Annotated in this window: 15 protein-coding genes and 1 tRNA gene; 4 read left to right on the top strand and 12 right to left on the bottom strand. The window is 72.2% G+C overall.

The features are described 5' to 3' along the window. Positions 1-204 precede the first annotated feature (204 nt). The 3 genes from WG209_RS22485 to WG209_RS22475 all read right to left on the bottom strand — a co-directional run bounded on the left by WG209_RS22485 (position 205) and on the right by WG209_RS22475 (position 3,020). On the bottom strand, positions 205-735 hold the full coding sequence (locus tag WG209_RS22485) for a hypothetical protein (RefSeq protein WP_337177341.1): 531 nt from the start codon (positions 733-735) through the stop codon (positions 205-207). A gap of 129 nt (positions 736-864) precedes the next feature. Next, positions 865-1,893 (bottom strand): hypothetical protein, encoded by a 1,029-nt coding sequence (locus WG209_RS22480; RefSeq protein ID WP_337177340.1) that lies wholly within the window; start codon positions 1,891-1,893, stop codon positions 865-867. Between the two features lie 329 nt (positions 1,894-2,222). Continuing rightward, positions 2,223-3,020, bottom strand: coding sequence for a hypothetical protein (locus WG209_RS22475; protein ID WP_337177339.1), 798 nt, complete (start codon positions 3,018-3,020; stop codon positions 2,223-2,225). A 362-nt stretch (positions 3,021-3,382) separates the two neighbouring features. Here WG209_RS22475 and WG209_RS22470 point away from each other — a divergent pair, with 362 nt between their 5' ends. From WG209_RS22470 to WG209_RS22455, 4 genes are all read left to right on the top strand, one after another. Beyond that, positions 3,383-4,873 carry an MFS transporter gene (locus tag WG209_RS22470; RefSeq protein WP_337177338.1) on the top strand — a complete coding sequence of 497 codons (1,491 nt, stop codon included), beginning with the start codon at positions 3,383-3,385 and terminating at the stop codon, positions 4,871-4,873. A gap of 39 nt (positions 4,874-4,912) precedes the next feature. Next, the gene (locus WG209_RS22465; RefSeq protein WP_337177337.1) at positions 4,913-5,908 is read left to right on the top strand and encodes a malate dehydrogenase; all 996 of its coding nucleotides are present in this window, start codon (positions 4,913-4,915) and stop codon (positions 5,906-5,908) included. Between the two features lie 511 nt (positions 5,909-6,419). Continuing rightward, positions 6,420-9,293 carry a PAS domain S-box protein gene (locus WG209_RS22460; RefSeq protein WP_337177336.1) on the top strand — a complete coding sequence of 958 codons (2,874 nt, stop codon included), beginning with the start codon at positions 6,420-6,422 and terminating at the stop codon, positions 9,291-9,293. A 207-nt stretch (positions 9,294-9,500) separates the two neighbouring features. Continuing rightward, positions 9,501-13,313, top strand: coding sequence for a hypothetical protein (locus WG209_RS22455; protein ID WP_337177335.1), 3,813 nt, complete (start codon positions 9,501-9,503; stop codon positions 13,311-13,313). A gap of 150 nt (positions 13,314-13,463) precedes the next feature. Here the strand turns inward: WG209_RS22455 and WG209_RS22450 are convergent, their stop codons facing one another. The 9 genes from WG209_RS22450 to WG209_RS22410 form a co-directional block, all read right to left on the bottom strand. Then, the gene (locus tag WG209_RS22450; protein ID WP_337177334.1) at positions 13,464-14,417 is read right to left on the bottom strand and encodes a hypothetical protein; all 954 of its coding nucleotides are present in this window, start codon (positions 14,415-14,417) and stop codon (positions 13,464-13,466) included. Positions 14,418-14,435: 18 nt separating this feature from the next. Next, positions 14,436-15,725, bottom strand: coding sequence for an SDR family oxidoreductase (locus WG209_RS22445; protein ID WP_337177333.1), 1,290 nt, complete (start codon positions 15,723-15,725; stop codon positions 14,436-14,438). 44 nt (positions 15,726-15,769) lie between these two features. Next, positions 15,770-16,594, bottom strand: a complete 825-nt coding sequence (locus tag WG209_RS22440) for an IS5 family transposase (RefSeq protein WP_337177332.1) — start codon at positions 16,592-16,594, stop codon at positions 15,770-15,772. A gap of 62 nt (positions 16,595-16,656) precedes the next feature. Further along, positions 16,657-16,728 (bottom strand) — tRNA-Trp (locus WG209_RS22435). Positions 16,729-16,792: 64 nt separating this feature from the next. Next, positions 16,793-19,393, bottom strand: a complete 2,601-nt coding sequence (locus WG209_RS22430; RefSeq protein WP_337177331.1) for a polynucleotide kinase-phosphatase — start codon at positions 19,391-19,393, stop codon at positions 16,793-16,795. Continuing rightward, positions 19,390-20,235, bottom strand: a complete 846-nt coding sequence (locus WG209_RS22425; RefSeq protein WP_337177330.1) for a HEAT repeat domain-containing protein — start codon at positions 20,233-20,235, stop codon at positions 19,390-19,392. Before WG209_RS22425 ends, WG209_RS22430 begins: the two co-directional genes overlap by 4 nt. Then, entirely contained in the window at positions 20,225-21,622 is a 1,398-nt protein-coding gene (locus tag WG209_RS22420) for a 3' terminal RNA ribose 2'-O-methyltransferase Hen1 (RefSeq protein WP_337177329.1), read from the bottom strand. The genes WG209_RS22425 and WG209_RS22420 overlap by 11 nt, the downstream gene beginning before the upstream one ends. Before the next feature lie 67 nt (positions 21,623-21,689). Continuing rightward, positions 21,690-22,814: a DNA-processing protein DprA gene (dprA, locus tag WG209_RS22415; protein WP_337177328.1), complete on the bottom strand. Its 1,125-nt coding sequence runs from the start codon at positions 22,812-22,814 to the stop codon at positions 21,690-21,692. Next, entirely contained in the window at positions 22,766-22,987 is a 222-nt protein-coding gene (locus tag WG209_RS22410) for a hypothetical protein (RefSeq protein ID WP_337177366.1), read from the bottom strand. Before WG209_RS22410 ends, dprA begins: the two co-directional genes overlap by 49 nt. Between the last annotated feature and the right edge of the window lie 694 nt (positions 22,988-23,681).

Below are 23,681 nucleotides of genomic sequence, written 5' to 3'. Positions count from 1 at the left end.
CGCGGTTCGATCCGAGCGCACGAAGACGCCTAGCCTTGTAACAAGTTTGGTCAACCTATATCAACGCCCGGGCGGTGTCAAGGACCGCGTCGTCCCGGCCTCCCCCCCAAGTCGTGTTGCAATCCGGCTTTCCGCCGGACGATTGGGGGGGATGGGCAAGGCTGGCCGGGGCGTCTTCTCGGGGGCGGCGGGTCCGGGGCGGGCTCAGCCCCCCTTGTGCCAGTTGAAGTAGAACGGGTAGGGATAGGGCCCGGGGCCGGGGACGAGCGGGTCGATGTCGTAGATCGGCACGTAGGAGCCGTTCGAATAGTACATGCCGACCGGCTTGAACGGGTGGGCCATCCCCTGGAAGACCCGCAGGGGCCGGGGCCAGGGCTTGCTGTACGAGGTGATGCTGGAGGACCCCGGGTTGCCGTAGAAGTAGGGGTAGACGCTCTCGGTGTCGGCCCCCTTCCAGCCCAGGCCGTAGAGGCCCTGGCTCTTGGGGTTGATCCGCGGGTGCTTGACCAGCCCCTGGTCGGCGTAGCGGGTGGCGTAGAAGTTGTCGCGGTACTTATCCGGCGGGAGGCGGCCCGGGGGGTCGGTGAATCGCATCATCAGCCCGCTGCGGTCCTGGACGTCCGGGACGTTCGGGGGCGGGGTCTGCGCCCGGGCGACGCCGGCGGTCCCGGCGGCGAGGGCGAGCGCGACGGCGGCCATGGCGAGGCCGGCGCGTCGGGTGGGGCTTGCGGACATGGCATCCTCTCCTATCCGGGTCGTGCGTTGGGGCCGGGCCGGTCTCCGCCGGGCGGCGGGGACGACGAAGGCCCGGCGCGGGTCGCGCGCCGGGCCCTGGTTCGTCAGGGGTCCTGGATCAATGATCGGTCAGAACCCGTCCGGGGTGCGGGGCGGGAAGGCGAAGAAGTCCCGCGGCGATCGGGTCGTGACGATATAAGGGGAATAGCCGGGCGTGAGGGGGACGGGGCCGCCGGGGCCGACGAAGTAGGGGAACTTGGGGCCGGCGATCCCGCCGAGCAGGCCGTGGAGCTTGCCCTTCAGGCCGTGGCCGCCCATGCACAGCTTGCAGCCGGCGCCGCCGCAGCCCAGGCACCGCTTGAGCTTGCTCAGCAGGCCGCAGCCGTTGCAGAGGCCGCACCCGTTGCCGCCGCAGGAGGAGCAGGGGTCGCCCGCGCCCATCCCACCGCAGCCGCCGCAGCCGTTGCCGCCACAGAGCTTGCACTTCAGCTTGCCGACCAGCCCCGAGAGGTGGTCGTGGAGCCCGCGGCCGCCGCAGCCGGGGTCGACGCACCCGCCCTGGGAGGCGGGCATCACGACCGCCTGGGCCGAGGGGGCCGTCTGGCCCGACGCGACGACCTGCGTGGCGTGATGAATCGGGCCGAAGTTCTTGACCTTCCCGTGGCCCTTGCCGTGCTTCGGCCCGCAAGGGTCGCCGCACAGGCCCGACCCGAGGGAGTGGCCCCCGAGGCCGCAGCCGAGGCCGCAGCCGGCGCCGAGCTTGCTCTTCAGGCCGTGCCCGAGGCCGCAGCCGAGCCCGCAGCCGGAGCCGCCCAGGCCGTGGCCGATGCCATGTCCGTGGCCCCCCGCGCCGTGTCCGAGGCCGTGGCCGTGCCCGTCGCCATGGCCGTGACCGCCATGACCCAGGCCGTGACCGCCGCCGTGCTTGAGGCCCGCGAGGTGCCCCTTCAGGCCGTGGATCGGGCCCGCGACCATGCCGATCCCCTTCGCCACGTGGGCGCCGGGATCCTTGGCGTAGTGGCCGTAGGGGACCGGGGGCATGAAGTACTCGCCGCCGGTGCTGTAGTCGTAGGCGGGCACCTCCCTGGGGAGGGTGTGATGGAACCAGCCGCCGGCCCTCGCCGTCGCCGACAGGCTCGTCCCGAGCATGACGGCCATACCGAGGGCGATCGCCGCCCCTCGCCATTCACCGAAGCAACGCATGGTCAATCCCTTACCTAAGTCGCGTGTATCCTCCTGAATCGTCCGGTAGCGAGCGTGCGGTGGACCGAGGGTCCCCGGCGTCCTGCGCGGGGCGTCTCCTGCCGATCACCTTGCGGCCATCTCTGGCCTCGCCACAAGGATCGGCCCGGGGCGGGGGGCGTCTCGACGGATTCCGGCCTTCGAAACGGCGCGAAGGCCCGCCCCCCCCGCTACAGGCCGGGGGGGCGGACCATTCGTCGTCGTCGTCGCGACCGGCCGGGGCCGGCCGCGGCCGGTCGGATCGGTCAGCGGCCCTTGCCGAAGACCATGGACGCGGGCAGCTCGGTGACCGGGCCGTTGGCGTCGCCGTAGGAGATGGAGGCGTGGGTCTCCCGGCGGGCTCGCTCGCGGTTGGCGCGGGCGACCCGGCCGATCCGGGTGAGGTCCGGGAGGTCCAGCATGTGGGTGATGATCCTGGGGCGCGCCGGGCTGTTGTCGCCGCCGATCGCCGTCTGGGGCGGGATCATGCTGGACGGCATGACCGATGGGTCGCGCGGGGCGGTCGGGGCGGCGACCGGGCCGGCGACGGGGGTGAAGTTCCCCTGGCTGGCGACGGCGGCGCCGATCGGGGCGGGCTCGGCCCCGACGACGGCGCGGCCGGCGGGGAACTGGGCGGCGACGGCCTCGTCGTGGTCGCCGCCGACGACGGCGCGGCCCGGCGGGGCGACGACGGAGTCGCTGACGACGATGGAGCCGGGGACGATCGTCCCCCCCATCGCGGCGGCGTCATGCTCGCACTCGACGCAGCCGGTCGATCCCGGCGCGACGGCCAGCGCCGGGGCGGCGTGGGCATGGGCGTGGGCGTGGTCATGACCATGGCCGAGCTGGGGCGCGCCGGGCTTCATGGCCGAAGGGGGCGGCGGGACGTTGACGCCGTCGCGGGCCATGGCGCGGGCGCGCTGGCACTCGGTGCAGTTCCGCCGGCCCAGCAGGCCCTTGTGCTCGTGCTTGGGGGCGTCCGACTGGCCGTAGGCCGAGCCGACGCACGGGACGGCGAGGGCCAGGCCCAGCAAGCCCGGGACCAACCGTTTGAGGGAACGCATGCGGGAACTCCTTTCCCAGGGCGCCGCGCCGTCCGTCCGGCCCGGGTCGGGCGGGATCGGCTCGCGGCCGAGAGCGGTCGAGACCGGGGCGGGCTTTCGCCTTCCGGGCCGTCGGCCCCGGGGGCTCCGCCCCCGCGACCTGGGGCGCGGCGGACGACCGCCGGCGCCGGGCCCTCCCGATACGTCCCCTATCATCGGCACTCCCGGCCCCGGGCTTTCGGGAAAACCGGCCCGAGCCGGGCGACCCGCGCCCCGCTCGCCCCTGGACCGGGCCCCGGCCGGGGGTTAGGATCGGAGCCGGGGCTCGATCGCGGCCCCCCCCAGCGCGGCCCGGGAGGCGATCGCGGCGGAGATCCAGGTCCGTGACCCAGCCCAGCAACCAGCCGACCGTGGGCCAAGGTCCGACCCCCGCCGGGACCGATCTCCTCCCCGCGCCTCGCCCGGCCCCGCGATGGGCCTGGGGCCTGCTCGCCTTCCTGTTCGCCGGGAACCTCGCGGCGGCCGTCGACCGCGGCCTCTTCGCGGCCTTGATCCGGCCGATCGGCCGCGAGCTGGACCTCTGGGACGACCAGGCCGACTGGCTGGAGGCCCTGCCGCTGGTCGCCGCGGCGCTCTGGGCCCCCATGCTCGGCTACTTCGCCGACCACACCCGCCGCGCCAGGATCGTCGCCCTCGGCGTCGCCGTGTTCGGGCTGGCCAGCGTCGGCGTGGGGCTGGCCGCCTCCTTCGAGGCGCTCCAGAGGGCGCGGGCGCTGGTGGGGCTGGGGACGGCCACCTTCGGGGTGGCGGCGCTCACGCTGGTGATGGACGTCTTCCCGCGGACCCACCGGGCGCGGGCGCTGGCGGTCTTCTTCCTGGCCGGGCCGATCGGCATGGCGCTGGCCCTCAACCTGGGGCCCGTGGTGGCGGAGGTCGCGACCTGGCAGACCGCGTTCCTGGCCGGCGGCGCCCCGGCGCTCATCCTGGCCCTGGCGGCGCTGCGGCTCCCCGACCCGGTCCGCGGCGTCAGCGAGGGGGTCGCGGTGGCGAGGCTCCGCGCCCACGAGGCGGCGGGGGCCTCGCCCGAGGATTACGTCGACCTGATGGTGAACTCCTCGTTCACATACGCGGTCTTCGGGCTGACGTTCACGGCCTTCGCGATCGGCGGCCTGGACGCCTGGCTGCCGACCTTCCTGATCGGGGCGCGAGGCCTGCCCGAGGCGCGCGCGGCGCGGGCGGCGGCGACCATCGTCCCGGCGGCGTCGGCCGTCGGCCTGCTCGCCGGCGCCTGGGTCGCGGACCTCTGGGGGAGGCGGGAGCCCCGCGCGGCGTTTCTGGTCGCCGGGATGGCCGCGTGGCTGGCGCTGCCGTGCTGGCTGGCGACCTTCCTCGGCCCGGCGCGGGGCTGGCAATACGCGACGCTGTTCGCCACGATCGCCCTGCTGTTCGCCAACCTGGGGCCGTGCCTGGCGATCGTGGCGGCGGCGGCGGCCCCGAACATGCGGGGCGTGGCCTGCGGCGCGACGGTCGCCGTGGCCTACCTGCTGGGGGTGGCCTGGTCCCCCCGGCTCCTGCAGTGGGGCGCCGAGGCGTTCGGCCAGCCCGACGCCATGGCCACGCCGCTCGGCCGCGCCCTGGCGACCCTGGGGGCGACCCCCCACTCCGTCGGCGGCAGGCCCCCGGAGAACGTCGCCGCCGCGCTGCTGTTCGCCGCGCCGACGCTCGCCGCGGCGGGCTTCGTCCTGCTTGCGGGCGCAAGGCACCTGCCGAGGGAGACGGCCCTCATGCTCGCCAACCTCCGCGCCGCCCCCTCCCGATCCGGCCCCCGGGCCTCGGGGGCCGCGGCGCGGACCAAGCCGTCGTCGGAATCGTAGCCACTGTCCTTCCCATTCGCATAGCTGGAGAGATTTGAGATGTCCACCCCCATCCGGGTCGCGATCACGGGCGCCGGCGGCCAGATCGGATACGCCCTGCTGTTCCGGATCGCCTCCGGCGCCCTGTTCGGCCCCGATCAGCCCGTCGCCCTGCAACTCCTCGAGATCACCCCGGCCCTGCCCTCGCTGAACGGCACGATCATGGAGCTGGACGACTGCGCGTTCCCGCTCGTGACCGACGTCAAGGCGTCCGACAAGGCCGAGGTCGCCTTCGCCGACGCCGACTGGGTCATCCTCGTCGGCGGCCTCCCCCGCAAGGACGGCATGACCCGCGCCGACCTGATCCGCGCCAACGGCCCGATCTTCACCGGCCAGGGCAAGGCGATCAACGAGGTGGCCTCGAAGGACGTCCGCGTCGTCACGGTCGCCAACCCCTGCAACACCAACTGCCTGATCGCCAAGTCGCACGCGCCGAGGGTGCCGGCCCAGAACTGGTTCGCCATGACCATGCTGGACCAGAACCGCGCGTCCTCGCAGATCGCCAAGAAGGCCGGCGTGCCGGTCTCGTCGGTGAAGAAGGTCACCATCTGGGGCAACCACAGCGACACCCAGTACCCCGACTACAAGAACGCCGAGATCGCCGGCGTGCCGGCGCCGCAGGTGATCCGCGACGACGCCTGGCTCTCCGAGACGTTCATCCCGACCGTCGCCAAGCGCGGCGCGGCGGTCATCAAGGCGCGGGGCGCCTCGTCGGCGGCGTCGGCGGCCAACGCGGCCATCGACACGGTCGCCAACCTCTACCACCCGACCCCGGCCGACGAGTGGTTCAGCACGGCCGTCGTCTCCGACGGCAGCTACGGCATCGAGTCGGGCCTGATCTACAGCTTCCCGCTGGTCTCGAAGGGCCGGGGCAACTGGTCGATCGTCCCGAACGTCCCGATCGACGAGGACGCCCGCAAGCGCCTCGACGCCTCCGCCGCCGAGCTGGTCGCCGAGCGCGACGCCGTCAAGGACCTCCTCGGCCCCGCCGTCTGATCCGGCGCGGCCCTGGCTTCGTTCGCGAACGAAGCCAACTCGTCGATTCCACAAGCTGATGGCGATTAGAGGCTTGTGGAATTCGAGTTGGCTTCGTTCGTCATTTTCGAATCACGCTATTCGGCGGCGGGGACTCGATTCCTCCCCTCCGCCGTCACCTCGCGCGAGGGGGGACGCCCCCCCCGGGGGTGGACATGACCCCGCGCCGTTCATGGCCGGCCTCCGTTGGGCCGGCTTCGTTCGATCTCCCGAATTGCCAAGGAACGGAAATCACTCCTAGGGGATGATCACGAGTCTTCGCGTCGCGGTTCCAGGTTTTCGGGATTTCTCCTAGAGTCGGGGCCGAGGCTCAGGGCTCGGGTCGATTTCGCCGGGACCTCGGCCGGAGCGGTTCCCACGATGGACTCGTGCTCGATATACTCTCAAGCTGAGGGCGGGAGGCGTCCGCGAGGCGGCGGTTCGCGAGGGAACGGGCGTGGACGGCGTCTAGCGGCGAAGAGGAGCGGTGCCCTTGGAGAAAGACTTGGGAGGCGTCCTGGGCGACCAGGAGGCCCGCCGACGCGCCGAGGAGGCGCTGGAGGCCGAGCGCGAACGCCTGCGAATAACCCTGGCGAGCATCGGCGACGGCGTCGTCAGCACGGACGCCCAGGGCCGGGTCACGTACCTCAACCCGGTGGCCGAGGCGCTCACCGGCTGGACGATCGCGGAGGCCGCCGGCCGGCCGCTGGTCGAGGTCTTCCGGATCGTCAATGAGCATACCCGGGCCGAGGTGGAAAACCCCGCGCTGCGGGCGCTGCGCGAGGGCGTGGTCGTCGGGCTGGCGAACCACACGATCCTGATCGCGCGCGACGGGGCGGAGCGGCCGATCGACGACAGCGCCGCGCCGATGTTCGACGCGCGGGGCGAGGCGATCGGCTCCGTGCTGGTCTTCCGGGACGTCACCGACCGGATCCGGGCGAGGGAGGCGGCGACGAGGCTGGCGGCGATCGTCGAGTCGTCGGACGACGCGATCGTGAGCAAGGGGCTCGACGGCGTCATCCGATCGTGGAACGCCGGCGCCGAGCGGCTGTTCGGCTGGACGGCCGAGGAGGCCGTGGGCCGGGTGCTGGCCGACCTCATCATCCCCCCCGACCGGCTGGGCGAGGAGGTCGACATCCTGACGAAGCTCGGCCGCGGCGAGCGGGTGGAGCCGTTCGAGACGGTCCGGCTCCGCAAGGACGGCCGCGAGGTCGAGATCTCGGCCACGATGTCCCCGATGCTGGACGACGAGGGCCGGGTGGTCGCCGCGTCGAAGATCGCCCGGGATATCTCGGCCGCGAAGGAGGCCGAGCGCGCCCTGGCGGACAGCCGGTCGCGGCTCGACTACGCGGCCCGGCTCTCCGGCATCGGCTTCTGGTACTGCGACCTCCCCTTCGACGAGCTGATCTGGGACGTCCGCGTCAAGGAGCATTTCTGGCTGGGGCCCGACGAGCGGGTCACCATCGACACGTTCTACGAGCGCATCCACCCCGACGACCGCGAGCCGACGCGCCGGGCCATCGAGGCGTCCGTCGACGGCCGCAAGCCCTACGACATCGACTACCGGACGGTCGACCCCGCGACCGGGGAGATCAAGTGGATCCACGCCGTCGGCGGGACTTCCTTCGCCGCCGACGGGACGCCGACGCGGTTCGACGGCGTGACCCTGGACGTGACCGGGAGGCGACTCGACCAGCGCCGGCTCGCCCGGCTGCTCGACCGAGAGCGCGAGCTGAGCCGGATGCTCCGTCGCGTGGAGCAGGCCGGCCTGGCGATCCACGCCGCGGGGTCGCTCGACGGCGTCCTGCGGGCCATCGCCGAGGAGGCCCGCGAGATCGTCGGCGCCCACCAGTCGGTCGCCAGCCTCACCATCGGCGAGGGCTGGGGCCAGTCGATCAGCACCGTCTCCCTCTCCGACCGGTACGCCCGCTGGCGGGAGTTCGACGTCGAGCCGACCGGTGAAGGGATCTACGTCGAGGTCATCAAGGCGAACCGCCCGATGCGGATGACCCAGGCCGAGCTGGAGGCCCACCCCGCGTGGCGGAACTTCAGCGGCCACGCCCAGGAGCACCCGCCGATGCGCGGCTGGCTCGCCGTGCCGCTCGTTGCCCGCGACGGCCGCAGCCTCGGGCTGCTCCAGCTTTCCGACAAATTCGAGGGGGAGTTCACGGCCGAGGACGAGGCGGTCGCCGTCCAGCTCGCCCGCATCGCCTCGGTGGCCGTGGAGAACGCCCGGCTCTACGACGAGCTGAGCGAGCAGGACCGCCGCAAGAGCGAGTTCCTGGCGATGCTGGCCCACGAGCTGCGCAACCCCCTGGCCCCGCTCCGGAACGGCCTCCAGCTCATGAGGCTCTCGCCCGACGCCGAGACGACGGCGCGGTCCCGCGACATGATGGAGCGGCAGCTCGGGCACATGGTCCGCCTGATCGACGACCTGATGGACGTCTCGCGGATCAACCAGGGCAAGATGGAGCTGCGCCGGGACTGGACGACGCTCGGCGAGGTGGTCGCCTCGGCCGTGGAGACGGCCCGGCCGCTGATCGAGCAGGCGGGGCATGAGCTCGCCGTGTCGCTGCCGACGGCCCCGGCGCCGCTGAACGCCGACCTCACCCGGCTGGCGCAGGTCGTCAGCAACCTGCTGACCAACAGCGCGAAGTACACGCCCCGAGGGGGCCGGATCCGCCTCTCCGGCCGGGTCGAGAGGGGGATGGTGGTGCTCCGGGTGGAGGACAACGGCATCGGCATCCCGGCCACGGAGTTGCCCCGCCTCTTCGACATGTTCTCCCAGGTCGACCGCAGCCTGGCCCGCTCCAACGGCGGCCTGGGGATCGGCCTGGCGCTGGTGAAGGGGCTGGTCGAGCTGCACGGCGGCACGGTCGAGGCCGAGAGCGGGGGGCCGGGCCGCGGCAGCGCGTTCACGGTCCGCCTGCCGGCCGAGGCCGGGCCGCCCCCCGCCCGGGAGCCCGCCCGCGCCGAGCCCCCGGCGGGCTCGGTCGCGCGGCTTCGGATCCTCGTGGCGGACGACAACCGCGACTCGGCCGCCACGATGTCGGAACTGCTCAGGATCCTCGGCGCCGAGGTCCGCACGGCGTACGACGGCCTGGAAGCCGTGGAGGCGTCCGAGGCGTTCCGGCCCGACGCGATCCTGATGGACGTGGGCATGCCGCGGCTCGACGGCCGCGAGGCCACGCGCCGCATCCGCCAGTTCCCCTGGGGCCGCGAGGTCGTCATCATCGCCCTGACCGGCTGGGGGCAGGAATCCGACCGCGCCCTCACCCGCGAGGCCGGCTGCGACGGCCACCTCGTCAAGCCCGTCGACCTACCCGAGCTCGAAAAGCTCCTTTCCGAACTGGGCCGCCCGCGCTGAGCCGGCCCGCCCGCCCGCGGGACGGCCCCGCTTCGCGGGCCACGGTGCGTCCCGGGGCGTCAGGCGAGCTCAGCCTCGTGCCACTCGCCTGTAAGATAAAGCCTGCCGTCGCGTAGTCATGTCTGTACGAGGCCATCCCGTCAGTCTGGGCGCTCACACGTCGCCCCCGGGACGGCCGCCAGCGGCCCACGGCCAGGCGAGGGCGCGATGAGCCACGACGAGACGAATCGGCACCGCGACGACGCCCCGCCCGGCCGTGCGACGCTGGGCGAGGTCATGGAGTTGGAGGCCGTCGAGATCGGCCTCCGGCGCGAGGAGTATCGCGTGGGGCCTCAGGTCCCGATGGCGAATGCCCCGGAGAATCTGGCCGGGGAGGGGCCGACGGGACTGAGCCTCTCGGGTGGGGGCATCCGATCCGCCTGCTTCAGCCTTGGCGTCCTGGAGGGGTTGGACCGTCGCGAGGCCGCCCCGGGGGATCCTCGAGGGTTGAGCTGCCTGGAGTGCTTCGACTATGTCTCCAGCGTCTCCGGGGGGAGCTACGCCGCCGGGCACCTTGCGACCACGATGCTCAAGCCGACGCCCGGCGACGACGCGAAGCCGTCATGGCTGGGGGCCGTCCAGCTGACGTCGAAGACGGTGCCGGGCTGGACCTGGGGGCTAGGGGTCTGGTTCCTGGGCGTCGTGTTCCAACTGCTCAAGACCGGGGCGCTGCTGGTCGCCGCGCTGGCCGCGCTCGCGTTCGCGATGCGGATGCTCGACGCCCCGGACGCGGCGAATTTCAGCGCGGCGATGGGCCTGACGTCCGACGTGGCGCGGGGGTTCGTGCCCTTCTGGCTGACGCTGTGGGCGTTCCTGGTCGGCTACTGCATCAACTCGTCGATCCGCCACGGCCGGCGCTGGGCGGGCTGGTGGTTCGCGTACTTCGTGGTCGTCTCGCTGGCCTACGTCCTCGCGATCTGGCTCCGGTTCCCCGGCCACGGCCCGGACGACGCCGCGAGCGGGGTGTCCTTCAGGGCCCAGTATTTCCTGCTTGCGGCACTGCTGGCGCCGCCAGTGGCGGCCTGCGCGGCGGTGGGGGCGTGGCAATTGATCGGCGCGCTCCACCCGGCGACGGCCCGCCGTATCCTGGGGACCTGGGCGAAGATGAAGGTGAAGTCGCGTCGGGCGTTCCGATGGCTCCTGCCGGCGAAGGCCGATCGGGCCGACCCCGGCGGGGCGGCGGCCGCGAAGAGCGACCTCCTGGGCGGGCCGACCCTGAAGCAATCGTTGCTGGCGCCGATCCTGGTGGCGCTGTTCTGCTTCGCCGCCCTGGTGACGACCGGCGACATCGGCCTCGGGGAGGCGGGGGACGAGGGCGCGGCGGCCTTGCACCGGCGATCGCAATGGTACGGCGAGCTGGGGGACTGGATCTACTACGCCGCGTGCGCGGCCCTGACGGTGATCTCGATCGGGCTCCTCTCCCCGACCAACGTCTTCAGGAACGCGGTGTTCAAGAGCGCGCGCCGGGTCGAGGAATACGACGCGGCGACGGGGGGTAAGGGACGGGGCCCGCGCCGGGGGTGGGAGCCGGTCTTCCGCGTGGTTGTCTTCCTGTGCAGCTATGGGTTCGTGCTGCTGGTCGTGTTCGTGGTGTTCAGCACGGTCGCCAAGGAGAACGTCTCGGGCTACTACGAATGGCGGTCGGACCTCCCCTTGGCCGCGTTCCACCCGTCCGACCTCCGCGAGCCGGACCCGGCGTGGGAGCGCGTGGCGCGCGACGCCCGGGGGCCCGACGGCCCCTGGAAGCCGTTGGCGAAGAAGTTCCTCGAGGCCCGGTCGGCCGCGGGGTTCCCGCTGGTCGAGGAACGCGACCGAGCCGCCCGGATGCGGCTGCTGGATTCCCGGCCGTGGGTCGATCGGCTGCTCTGGCCGCTCGCCTGGATCTGGTCTCGCCCCGACTGGTCGGACGATAACCACCCCCAGGCGGCCTCCGCCGAGGCCCACTACGACGAGATGGCGACCCAGTCTTACAAGCAACGTGTCCTGGCCCGACGGCTCTCCGAGATCGTGCTGGGCTGGGACTGGCTCTACACGATCGTCCCCAAGGAGCCTGTGACGCCGGCGCGCACGGAATTGCCGGAGAACTGGGACCCGGAGCGATACCGGGGCCTCGGCGAGCGCTACCGCGGCCGCGCGAGATCGCTCGCCGCGCTGCGCAACCCCGGGGAGGCCCTCAAGCCGCTCGATCCGATGCTCGATGAGCCGGCCGAGGGGCCGGCCGAGGCGCCAAAGGCCGCGGATGGCGGGCCGGGCGGCGAGATTGGGGGGGCCGGCCTGGACGCGGCGATCCGCAACAACAACCGTCGCGCGCTGCACCTGTACTTCCCCGGCCTGATGCGGGACCGTCGAGACAAGGTGGTCTTCTCGTCGATCGTCTGGGAGGAGGACCAATGGATGCGACTGCGGATCGGCCTGGTCGCCCTCGCGGTCTGGGCCCTGTGCTGCGCCGTCGACGTGAACACCTACGCGTTGCAGAAGTTCTACCGCGGGCACGTGATCGACAGTTGGGTTGACATCGAGCCGGGCAAGGTCGCCCACCGCTGGCTTCATCAGGCTCGCCGCGGCTATCGCGGCTGGGATTTCGCGCCTCCCTCCCCCGGTGCGAGGGGACAAGGCGAGGGGGGCGACGGCGCGCGGGAACGCCGGGCTCCGTTGCTGCTGATCAACGCGACCCTCGAGGGGAACCGCTCCCTGGGCCATGAGCCGGAGCTTCCGACGCACATCTTTTCGTTCTCGCCGGTGGCGTCCGGCTTCGGGGCCGTGGACTACTGGAGGGTGGGGAAGAAGGCCGGCGGGATGACCGAGGAATTCGCCCGACGGAACCGGCTGGACATCGGGAACATCGTGGCGATCTCCGGCGCGTTCCTGTCGCCGGGGACGATCGCCAACCCGGCGCTCTCGGCCGTCCTTCACCTGCTGAACGTCCAGACCGGATACTGGGTGTCCGAGCCGGACAGGATGCGCCGCCCTCTCCACGAGAAACTCCTGTTCCATCTCTGGCAGTCGCTGGGGGTCGACTGCAACGGCGATAGCCGGATGCTGCTGTCCGACGGCGCCCACGCGGAGAACCTGGGGCTCTACTCCCTGCTACGGCGGCGCTGCCGGCTCATCGTGGTCTCGGATTGCAGCCAGGAGGACGGCGGCGCCCCGGAGGATCGGCGGTTCGACGCGCTGACGCAGGTCCTCCAGCAGGCCGCCGTCGAGCGCGTGGAGATCGGCCCGTTCCTCAGCTCGCGCGCCTATCGCCACTGGCTCAAGACGGGCGAGCTCCCGGAGGGCGGATCGGGCCATCCCGGCTGCCGGCATCGGACGGCGATCGGCCTGGACCTCGTCCGGCCCGCCCCACCGAAGTCGTCCGCCGGCAAGGCGAAGAAGCCGGAAGGGGACGGTGAGAAATCCTCGTCGACGGCCGCCAAGGCCCCGGAGGAGGGAGCCGAGGCCTCCGAGGAGCGGCACTTCTCCCAGGAGCATTACCTCTTCGCCCGGATCCGCTATCCCGGCGGGGCCCGGGGGCTCGTGGTCTACCTTCGGCCGACGATCACCGGCGACGAGGGGGACACGCTGCTCCACGTCGCGCGCCACTCCCAGTTCCCGAACGACGACCCGGTGGACCAGTTCTACACGCCGGCCAGGATGAACACCTACCGACTCCTGGGGCGCCACATCGCCGACGAACTGATGGACGACCCCGTGATGGAGGACGTGATCGCCGCGATCCTGACGGGGGGAGACGTCGCCCCGCCGCTCGAATACAAGCCGGGCGGCCTGGGGACCGATCTCTGCCGCAAGGCCTGCGGCGAAGGGGCGAGTTGTTCGGCGAACCTCCCGCGCTCGTTCCGCCGCGAATACCTGAACGCCAGGACGCGCCACGAGAAGGAGAGGGCCGCCATGGATTGCAATGGCGAGCGGCACGTTGCGTCCAGTTCTCCGACGAGTAACGGCCACGATCGTTCCCACAGCGGGGGGGGGCACCAAGAGTAGCCGCGCGGCCAGGCATGGCGCCAATCCGGCGAGCCGACCTTGAGGCGGTGGGCGGGCGCGGGGGCCACGGGGTCGCTCGCACCCCGAGGACGCACTCGGCCCCCCTCGCCGAGCCGCCAGCCGCCTCGACGTCGAGGGGTGCCTCGCGCGTCAGAGCCGGGGACAGCGGTCGAACAGCGTCCGGCCCGGGGCCGAGAAGCCGGAGGGGATGCCGGACAGCTCGCGCAGGCGGTCGCAGACCAGGTCGCGGCCGACTCGGAGGCCGTCGGGGAGGCGGGCGACCGGGCAGGCGCGGAGGATTAGGCTGCCGCCCACTGTCAGGCCGTCGGGGAGACGGTCGAGTCGGGCGCAGCCCTGGAGCGTCAGGTCGCCGCCGACGCGCAGCCCGGCCGGCAGGCTCGCGATCCCCACGCCGACGAGGCACAGCGAGCCGCCGATGGTCAGCGATGAAGGGAGATCGAGGAGCCTGGGCGCGCCTATGATCGCGAGGCTACCCAGGACCTCGAACGGGTCGGGCAAACGTTCCAGGGACGAACAGCCTTCCAGGGAGATCGAGCCGCCGACGTCCATGTCGTGGGGGAGCGTCGCCAGCCGGCGGCAGGCCCGCAGGACCAGATCGCCACCGACGCCCAGGCGGGCGGGCAGGGCTTCGATCGGGCACTGGCCGTCGCGCGAGGGCCTCGCGAAGATTGGCGCGGACCAGAAGCGTCGCCGGGCCTCGGGCGAGGCCTTGAGGATAGTCGACCGCCACGGAAGCGCGTGGAGATCGGCGGCCCCGCCGATCTCGAGACGGCCGCCGACCGTCAGGCCGTCGCCAATGCGTTGCAGGCGCTGGCTCTGCCGCAGATCCAGGTTGCCGTCGACGCTCAGATCCGAGGGGAGCGAGCGCAGCCTGAGACCCGCCAGCGAGAGCTTCCCCGCGTGGCTCAGCCCGCCCGGGGCCCGGCCGGAGGCGAGCAAGATGACCAGTTCCCTCCATCCCGGCGGGAGCCAATCCCAGGAGCCGGGGTAGTAGGCCGGCGCGGCCTCCGCCGGGGGGAGCGGTCCGGTCGGGTAAGGAGGATCGAGCGGGCCGACGAAGAGTTCGCGGAGCCATCGCCACATCGGGACGCCCTCCCGTGCTCACCAGTCGGTCGGCTCGTAGTCCTTGAAGAAACATCCCCAGGCGCGTTCCCCGGACAGGCCGCGGGCGATCGGGTCGAGGACCCGCGCGGCGGCGTCGACCTCGTCGAGCGGCGGGACGAATCCCCGGGCCCGCATGCGCGCCCGGCGCGAGTGGGCGCCCTCGTGAGTCACCCAGCCGGCGTCGACGCTGTTGAGGTAGATCCCGTCGCGAGCAAGGTCGGCGGCCGAAGTCCTGGTGATCATGTTCAGCCCCGCCTTGCTCATGTTGATATGAGGGTGCCGGTCGGACTTGCTCCCCGCGAACCGGCCGTCGAGCCCCGCGACGTTCACGACGTAGCGATCCTCGAACGGCGACGCCGCCATCAGCGGCCTGAGCCCGGCGATGAGCCAAAACGGCGCGGCGGCGTTCACCAGAAGCACCTCCAGCAGCTCGACGGGGGGTACCTCGTCGATCCGGGCCGTCCAGCTGTTGGACTCCCGGCGGTCCGGCTCCGGGAGGATCGCGGCGAGGCCCCCAGCGCGGCGGACCACGTCCCCCACGTTCGACGGCAAGGGGGACGACGGCCGGGCCTCGGACGCGATGGCGTCGGCCAGATCGTCCTCGATCCGGCGGACGCTTTGCGCGGCGTTGTTGATCAGGATCTCGAGCGCCGGGAACCGCGACGCGACGCGGGCCGGGAAGGCGAGGACGTCGTTCGGGCGTCGGAGGTCCAGCGGCTCGATCCAGAGGCGGTCACGCCAGGCGTCGAAGTCGGGCTCGGCGGCGTACCGGGGGGCGGCGTCGTCGGGGAAGCGGGTGGTGACCAGGACCTCGGCCCCGTCGCGGAGCAGCCGCAGGGCGACCCGCCGGCCGATCTTGATCCGCCCGCCGGTGACGACCGCCCGACGCCCCGCCAGGTTGCTACGCCGAAGGCGCTCCGCGAGGTTGCGACCGGCGCACTCGGGGCAGAGGAGGTGATAATGGGCATGGACCTCGCGATACCGGCCCTTGCAGATGTAACAGAGCCGGGACCTGGCCCGCAGCGCGGTCGGGGGGGCGTCGGCGACTTCCGCCGACTCTCGCGCCCGGCCGGTGGCCGCGACGGTCGCGCGGTCCGTCTCCTGGCGCTCCCCGGCCGATGCCTTGCGACGCAGCCGGCGCGCCTTCTTGTAGATCTTCGCGACCGCGCGTTCGAGCCGCGCCGGGTCGGGGGCCAGACCTGGCGAGCGGCCGAGGGCCTCCAGCACTTTCAGGCACGTCGACCACTCCGTCGCCGAGAACAGGTCGTCCCGGTCGTCCACGTCCATCGCGTCGCCTCGCGTCCCACTCAGAGTCAGTCCCATAAGTGGGCTCAGGCCGCATTGCGGTAACGGAACGCCGGCTCCGCATCCGAGGGCTCGAGGCGGTGGAGCATCAGCTGGATCATCGCCAGCTTGATAAACGACTCGGACGACAGGACAGTCCTCTCCCGGTCCTTGCTCAGCCGCCGGCAGCGGCCCAGCCAGGCGAACGTCCGCTCGACCGTCCAGCGGATGGGCAGCTTCACCCAGCCCTTGGCGCCCTCGGGGCGTCGGATGATCGCCAGGTCCCAACGGGCGTTCGCCTCCACCCACCCGTAGAGGCTCCAGTTGTGGTACTTCGAGTCGGCGTACATCCGGACGACCTTGCCCACCGGTTGGCCCTCGAGCCGGCCGAACAGGTCGGTCGCGGCCCGGGCGTCGTCGACCGAGGCGGCCGTGACCAGGACGGCCAGAAGCAACCCCATGGAGTCCACCACTATGTGGCGTTTCCGCCCGTCGACGTTCTTGGCGTTGTCGCGTCCCCGCTCCTCCCCCCCGGAGGTCGCGTCGACCGACTGGCTGTCGACGCTGGCCGTGGTCCGGGGCCGATAGGGCTTCTCCTTGGTCCGCACCTTCCGCCGCAGGGCGTCGTGGATGCGGTCGAGCGTCCCGTTCGACCGCCACTCGTCGAAGTAACGCCACACCGTGCTCCGAGGCGGGAAGCCCTCGGGCAGGTATCGCCACTGGCAACCCGTGCGGAGCATGTAGAGGATCGCGTCGAGGACCTCGCGGACGTCGGTCTTGCGAGGCCGTCCGCCGGGATAGACGGGGATCAAGGACTCGATCAAGGCCCATTGCTCGTCGGTGCCGTCGCTGGGGTAGCGTCGGGTTCTCATCCCCTCCCTACGTCGCTAAACGCTTCCTTGTTCCACTTATGGGACAGTCACTCAGGTCCCGACGGGGCCGGCCGGAGTTGAACCGGCTTCCCTCCGAATTGGGATCGGCCGCTCTACCGCTGAGCTACGGCCCCGCCGGGCGGCACCAGACTATTGCGACCGCGGGCCCGGGTCAACGACCCGCGCTCCCCGGGCCCGTCAGAGCCGGGGGTCGACGGGCTCGCTTTCCAGGGCCAGGACGCCGAAGACGCACTCGTGGACGCGGCGGAGGGGCTCGCCGCGGACGAAGCGCTCCAGGGCCTCGACGCCGAGCGCGAACTCGCCGAGGGCGAGCGAGCGCTTGCGGCCCAGGCCGCGCGAGCGGAGCCGGGAGAGGTTCGCCTCCGTCGTGTAATCAGGGCCGTAGATGATCCGCAGGTACTCGCGGCCGCGGCACTTCACCGCCGGCTGGGCGAGCCCGCGGGCGCCCTTGAGGACGAACGGCAGCGGCTTCACCACCATCCCCTCCCCGCCCCGGCCGGTCAGCTCGTCCCACCAGGCGATCCCCTCGGCCTCGCTCGCCGGGTCGGTCACGTCGACGACCCGGTACGGCGTGGCGAGGAGCAATCCCGGGTCGGCGCGGCAGACCTCGGCCAGGGTCTCCATGTGCCAGACGTGGTCCTTGTCGACGTGCGCGCGGCCCTCGGTCGCAAGGAGGTGGAACGGGGCGAGCTTGTAGTCGGTCAGGTCGGCGACCGGCCAGCAGTAGCGGCGGTACGCGGCGACGAACCGGGCGACGTCCTCCGAACGGCGGTGGCACGCCTCCTCGACTTCCAGCAGCTTCGCCCGCTCCTCCCCCTCCAGCCGCGACGAGGCCCGCGCGAGCATCTCGGCCGCGCGGGGGAGGGCGGCCGTCCCCGCCGCGCCCACGGCCGCGTACTGCGACTTCAGCAGCTCCTGCGCCTTGGCCGACCAGGGCATCAGCTCGCAGTCGAGCACGGCCCAGCCGGTGTCCATGCGGGTCCAGAGGTCGGCCGCCGTTAGCGCGGCGCGGACGCGGTCCAGGAAGCGGCGTTCCAGGTCGGCGTCGGGGAAGAACCGCCGCCCCGTGCGCGTCACGACGACGCCGACCGCGTCCTCCACGCCGAAGCGTCCGCGCGCGGCGTCCTCGTCGCGACAGGCGACGACGACGGCGCGGGAGCCCATGTGCTTCTCCTGGCAGACCACCCTCGGAGCGCCCTGGGCGCGATAGTAGGCGAAGGCTTCGGCCGGGTGCTCCAGGAGGCCGGCCTCCTTGCTGGTCTCGCTGGGGGACATCGTCGGCGGGAGGTAGACGAGCCAGCGCGGATCGGCGGCGAACCGGCTCATGACCTCCAAAGCCGCCGCGGCGTTCCCCTCGCGGATCGTGACGTTGCCGCGCAGGCGGGTGGAGACGATCCGCTTGCCGATCACGTCCTCCAGGTCCAGCATCCGGTCGTGGAGCTGCTGCGCGGGGACCGCGGACGCCTGGACGTCCGCCGGCAAGAAGGGTCGGGCCGACGGCTGGTAGACGCGATCGGCGGGGACGGAGACCAGCTCGCGCTCAGGCCAGCGCAGGGCGGTCAGCGCGCCGCCGAAGACGCAGCCGGTGTCGATGTTGATCGTGCGGTTCAGCCACTCGGCCGAGGGGACCGGCGTGTGGCCGTAGACGACGGCCGCCTTGCCGCGATACTCCCTCGCCCATTCGACGCGCACGGGGAGGCCGAACTCGTCGGTCTCCCCGGTCGTCTCGCCGTAGAGGGCGAATTCACGCACCGCTGCCGAGCCCCGCCCCTGCATCGACTCCTTCAACCCGGCGTGCGCCACCACGACCTCGCCGCCGTCCAGGACGTAGTGGCTGACCAGCCCGTCGAGGAACTTCGTCAACTCCTCCGTGAACGGGACGCGCGCCTCGGCGGGCAGGGCGTCGATCTCGGCGAGCGTCTCGGCCAGCCCGTGCGTGATCCGCACGTCCTTGCCGCGCAGCTTCTTCAGCAGCTTGACGTCGTGGTTCCCCGGCACGCACAGGGCCGAGCCGCCGGCGACCATCGTCGCGACGATCCGCAGCGTGTCGACCACGCGCGGGCCGCGATCCACCAGGTCCCCCACGAAGACGGCCTTTCGGCCCTGGGGATGGGCGTATCGCGGCCCGCCGAGGAGCGACGATCCGTCGGGAGGGGCGACGACCTCGTACCCGAGACGGCCCAGCAGCGACTCCAGCTCGTCGGCGCAGCCGTGGACGTCGCCGATGAAGTCGAACGGCCCGTGGTCGCGGGAGCGGTCGGTCCAGAGCGGCACGCGCTCGATGGCCGCGGCCTCAACCTCCTCGGGCGACCCCAGGACGAAGACGTTGCGGAACCCCTCCTTCCGCAGCCCCCGCAACGACCGCCGGAGCTGCGAGGCCTGGTTGCGGACGACGTGCGGGCCGAACGCGCGGTCGGCCCGGTCGCGGTTGCGTTCGTGGCAGAGGGCCTCGGGCAGGTCGAGGACGATCGCCACCGGCAGGCAGTGGTACTTGCGGGCCAGTTCCACCAACGGCCGTCGCGACTCCGGCTGGACATTGGTCGCGTCCACGACCGTCAGCCGGCCGCGCGAGAGTCGCTTCGACGCGACGTAGTGGAGCACGTCGAACGCGTCGTTCGTCGCTTCCTGGTCGTTCTCGTCGTCCGAGACCATCCCGCGGCAGGCGTCGGACGAGAGGACCTCGGTCGGCGAGAAATGCCGGCGCGCGAACGTGCTCTTGCCCGAGCCGCTGGGGCCGATCAGGACGACGAGGGAGAGCCTGGGGATGGAGAGGGTCACGGTCGCGGCCTCGCGGGCGGGGTGTCCATCGGGGCGGGGGCGCAAGCCGCGATCGCGCCGTCCAGGGCCCATGACGGGCCCGGCCAGCCGGCCGATCGCAGGGCCAGGAGGAGCGGGAGGAATTCGGGGTCGCCCAACTCGCCCGCGGCCTCGACCTCGAATTGATCCGGGTCGGCGCGGGAGAGGCGTTCCCGCAGGATCGACGGCACGGCGGGGTCGTTGCGCCGGGCGAGGCCGTCGAGGGCCTCGCCGCGGGTTGGCGCGTCCTCGTCGTCAAGTCGAGCAACCAAGGCGGCGCGGACCTCCGCCGTGTCCACGTCGGTCTGGGCGCCGAGCCCGAACGTCGACCAGTCGCGGACGCGCGGGTCGGAGTCGCGAGAAAGCTCGATCAGGCCGGCGATCGCCCAGGGCTCGCCGAGCGTCGACAGCGCCTGAACCACCGCCCATCGGACCTCGGGGTCGGGGTGCTCGCGGAACGCCAGGGTGGCGCGACGCCCCTCGGTCCCATCCTGGTGAGACATGGCGATAATGGCGGCCTTCAGCGCGTCGGCGTTCGTCTCGGTTTCCAGCATCCGGGCCAGGATATCCCTCGCCTCATCCGGGAAGGTCCGAGCCGGGCAGCCGAGCTGGCCGAGGACTTCCGCCCCGACTCTCCGCTCCAGGGGGCAGACGCTCGTGGCGAGGGCCGTCGCCCGGTCCAGGATCTCGCGCGTGCCGCGCCAGTGGAGGGCCATGACGGCGTCCCAGGCGAGATCCTCGTCGGGCTCGCACAGGGCCGCGTTGAACAGGTCGTCGACGGATCGCGGGTCGTCCTTCGGGTCGATCGGGGGATCAGCGTCCACGGGCGAACACCCCCATCTGGGTCGGCGGGCCGAGGGTCGGATCCTCGGGGCCGACGGCGAGGAAGCGGGCCGAGTAGCCGAAGCGCGAGGCGACGGCCTCGGCCCAGGCGAGGAACTCGGCGCGGGTCCATTCGAATCTATGGTCGGAGTGCCGGAGACGGTCCGGGCCGACGTTCTCCCAGGTGACGTTGTACTCGCGGTTCGGGGTGGTCAGGACGACCGTCGCCGGGCGGGCGAACTCGAAGACGGCCCGTTCGAAGGCGGCGAGTCGCGGGGGATCCAGGTGCTCGACGACCTCGACGCAGGCCGCGGCGTCGAAGCCCTCCAGCCGGCGGTCGCGGTAGGTGAGCGAGCCGTGCAACAGCTTGATCCGCGCCGCCTGGTTCTCGGGGAGCCGGTCCAGGTGGAGCCGGTCGCTGGCCGCCTCGAGCGCCCGGACCGAGACGTCGACGCCCACGATCTCCCGGAATTGGGGCTCCTTGAGCAGCAGCCGGAGCAGGCGGCCCTCGCCGCAGCCCAGGTCGAGCACCCGACTCGCGCCGGCCCCGCGCAGGACGCCGAGGACCGAGCCGAGTCGCTGGTCGTTCAGGCTCATCGACGACTCGACCGCCTCCTCGACCCGCGCCGAGGGCTCCTCGACGTCCTCGGCGATGGCGGGCGTCTCGGGCGCAAGGCGGGCGAGGGCCTCGCGGTAGAGGCTGGGACGATGCCGGAGGTAGCGGCGGGCGATCTCGTCCCTCTGGGGGTGGGAGTCCAGCCAGCCGACGCCCCGGGCCAGCAGCTTCTCCATCTCGGCCTCGCCGACGAAGTAGTGCTTGGCGTCGTCGAAGACGGGGATGAGGACGTACAACTGCGTCAGCAGTCGCGCCAGCGTGGTCTCGGCGGAGATCTCGACGGAGAAATACCGGCTCTCGCCCCAGTCGGGGAACGTCGGGTCGAGCGGGTGGCGCGTGGCCTCGATCGCGTAGCCGAGGGGTTCGAAGACCGAGCGCAGGAAGGGCTCGCCGCCGCGGACGGGCAGGACGTCGATCCTGGCGGAGAGGGGCATCGGAGTCTCGGCCAGGCCGGGGCGGGCGTCGCAGCGGCCTCGCATGGCGGTCCGGAAGACCTCGGCCATGGCGACGCTCATCAGCGACGACGCGGCGTAGGGCCGGTCGTTGACGTACTGGCCCAGCAGCCCCTCGCCGCCCCCCTTGCCCCGCACCAGGCCGACGGGGTCCACGTCCACCATCAGGCAGGCGGAGCAGCGATCCGGGCCGACCTCGGGGTAGAAGACGCGAGCCCGGCCGAACGCGAGGTCATAGCTCTGGAATCGCGCCGGGTGCTTGTGCAGCAGGAAGCCGAGGTCGTCGGCCGGTTCCCGAGTCGTCGTGATCGTCAGCAGCATCGGCCGGCCCCTCCCGCATCCACGATATCCGAGGACACGAGGGCGGGGCCAGGGGTTCACGGAAGGATCAAGCCCTGACGAACTGGTGTCCGGGGAGCCGCTTCACCATGCGCTTCAGCTCCAGGACGCTCAAGGTGGCCATCACCTGGGAGGCGGTCAGGCCGGTGCGGGCGATGAGGACGTCGACCCCGCTGGGGGAGTCGTCGAGGTGGCCGAGGAGCGACCGCTCCTGGTCGGTGAGCGCCAGCTCGGCCGGGTGGCGGACGGCCGGCTCGTCGGGGGCGGCGCGGACCTCGCGGACGAGGGGGCCGAGCTCCTCCAGCACGTCGTCGACCGTCTCCACCAGCCGGGCGCCGTCGCGGATGAGGCGGTGACAGCCCCGGCTGGCCAGGCTGTCGACCGCGCCGGGGACCGCGAAGACCTCGCGGTTCTGCTCCATCGCGTGATGCGCCGTGGATAGCGAGCCGCTCCGGGGCGCGGCCTCCACGACGATGACGCCCAAGCATAAGCCAGAGATGATGCGGTTACGCTGCGGGAAGAGGCCGGCCAAGGGCCCCTGGGTCATGGGGAGTTCGCTCACCAGCGCGCCGCGGCCGTCGGCGATCTCGGCGGCGAGGTCCTCGTGCTCGGGGGGGTAGATGGCGGAGAGTCCGTTCCCCAACACGGCGAGCGTCCGGCCGCCGGCCTTCATGGCGCCGCGGTGCGCGGCGGCGTCGATGCCGCGAGCCAGGCCCGAGACGATCGTGAAGCCGGTGCGGGACAGGGCGGTCGCCAGGCGTTCGGCCGTGCGGATGCCGTAGGGGGTGCAGCGGCGCGAGCCCACCAGCGCGATGGCGATCTGGTCCCGCGGCTCGAACGTCCCCTTGACGTAGAGCAGGGCGGGGGGATCGGGGATCTCCTGGAGCGTGGGCGGGTAGGCGGGGGAATCGCGCGGGATCAGGGTCACGCCCAGGCGGCGAGCCTCGGCGAGTTCGCGTCCCGTGTCGTTGTCGGCGCGGGCGTGATGGATGCGATCGGCCAGCTTCGGGCCGATGCCGGAGACCTCGCGCAGTTGCGCGATCGGGGCGTCCAGCACCGCCGCCGCCGACCCGAAATGCTCCAGGAGCGCGCGGCTCGTCAGCGGCCCGACGCCGGGCGTCAGCGTCAGGGCGAGCAGGTCGCGGATCGGGTCGTCGGGCGGTCGCGGGTCCACGGGGGTCGTCCTCGGGGCGGTGCGGGGGTGAAATTCGATCGATCCCGGGCTTTGGCGATCCACGAGCCTCGTGGCCCATGAAGGATGATGGCCGCTCCGGCAAGCCAAACCGACGCCCCCAGCACGTCCCATCGGTCGGGGCGGGCCCCCTCGACGAGCCAGAGCCAGGCCAGGGGGCGGCAGGACGCGGATCCCGCCTAGGCCGCGTGGGCGCGGCCCGCCGCTTCGGAGTCGATTCGGGCGAGGGCCAGGGCGAACACGACCTGGGCCGCGCCGCCGGGGAGGACCCAGGGCGGGCTCCTATCCATACGCATCCAGGCCCGGGAGGCGAAGCACCCTCCGATCTCTCCAAGCGGCGAGACAGTACCAGAGTATCGACTTCGATGCATCGCCTCCTCGGTCATCTCCCCCGCCAGGGGCTTCGAGCATAACAATCCTCGGCCGGATGGAGGACCGTCCGTGATTGCGAGGGACAGCCCCGGGCGATTCGGCTACGCTTCACGCGCGCGCCGTGGCGGTGCCGCATCCTGTCCCGTCGACGCGGGGGTCGGATGTGATCCGGCTGGGAAGGGGTAGCTCCGAGGCCGATGGGGATCCCTCCGATGGACGAGCCATTCGTCAGCCACGCCTTCCAGGACCTACCACGGAAGAAGGTCGTGGAACACGGCGCTCAGTATGACGGCATCGACATGGCCCATTTGATGGGCGCCGACGAGGAGAATTTGCTGCTCTGTAGAAAACCCATAGTCGCACGATCATAACGTTGAGAGTGATGGCCCGGAGGATGATCTCGCGGGCCTGGGACGGTTCCGTCCGCGCGCGGAGCGCCGAGCCCAGATGACGCTTGATCATCGAGTTCACCGTCTC

Source organism: Paludisphaera sp., assembly GCF_037189885.1.
In the GTDB taxonomy this organism is placed as follows: domain Bacteria; phylum Planctomycetota; class Planctomycetia; order Isosphaerales; family Isosphaeraceae; genus Paludisphaera.
The sequence above is the reverse complement of the archived record's forward strand: the minus strand, read 5'-3'. Positions and strand labels throughout refer to the sequence as shown.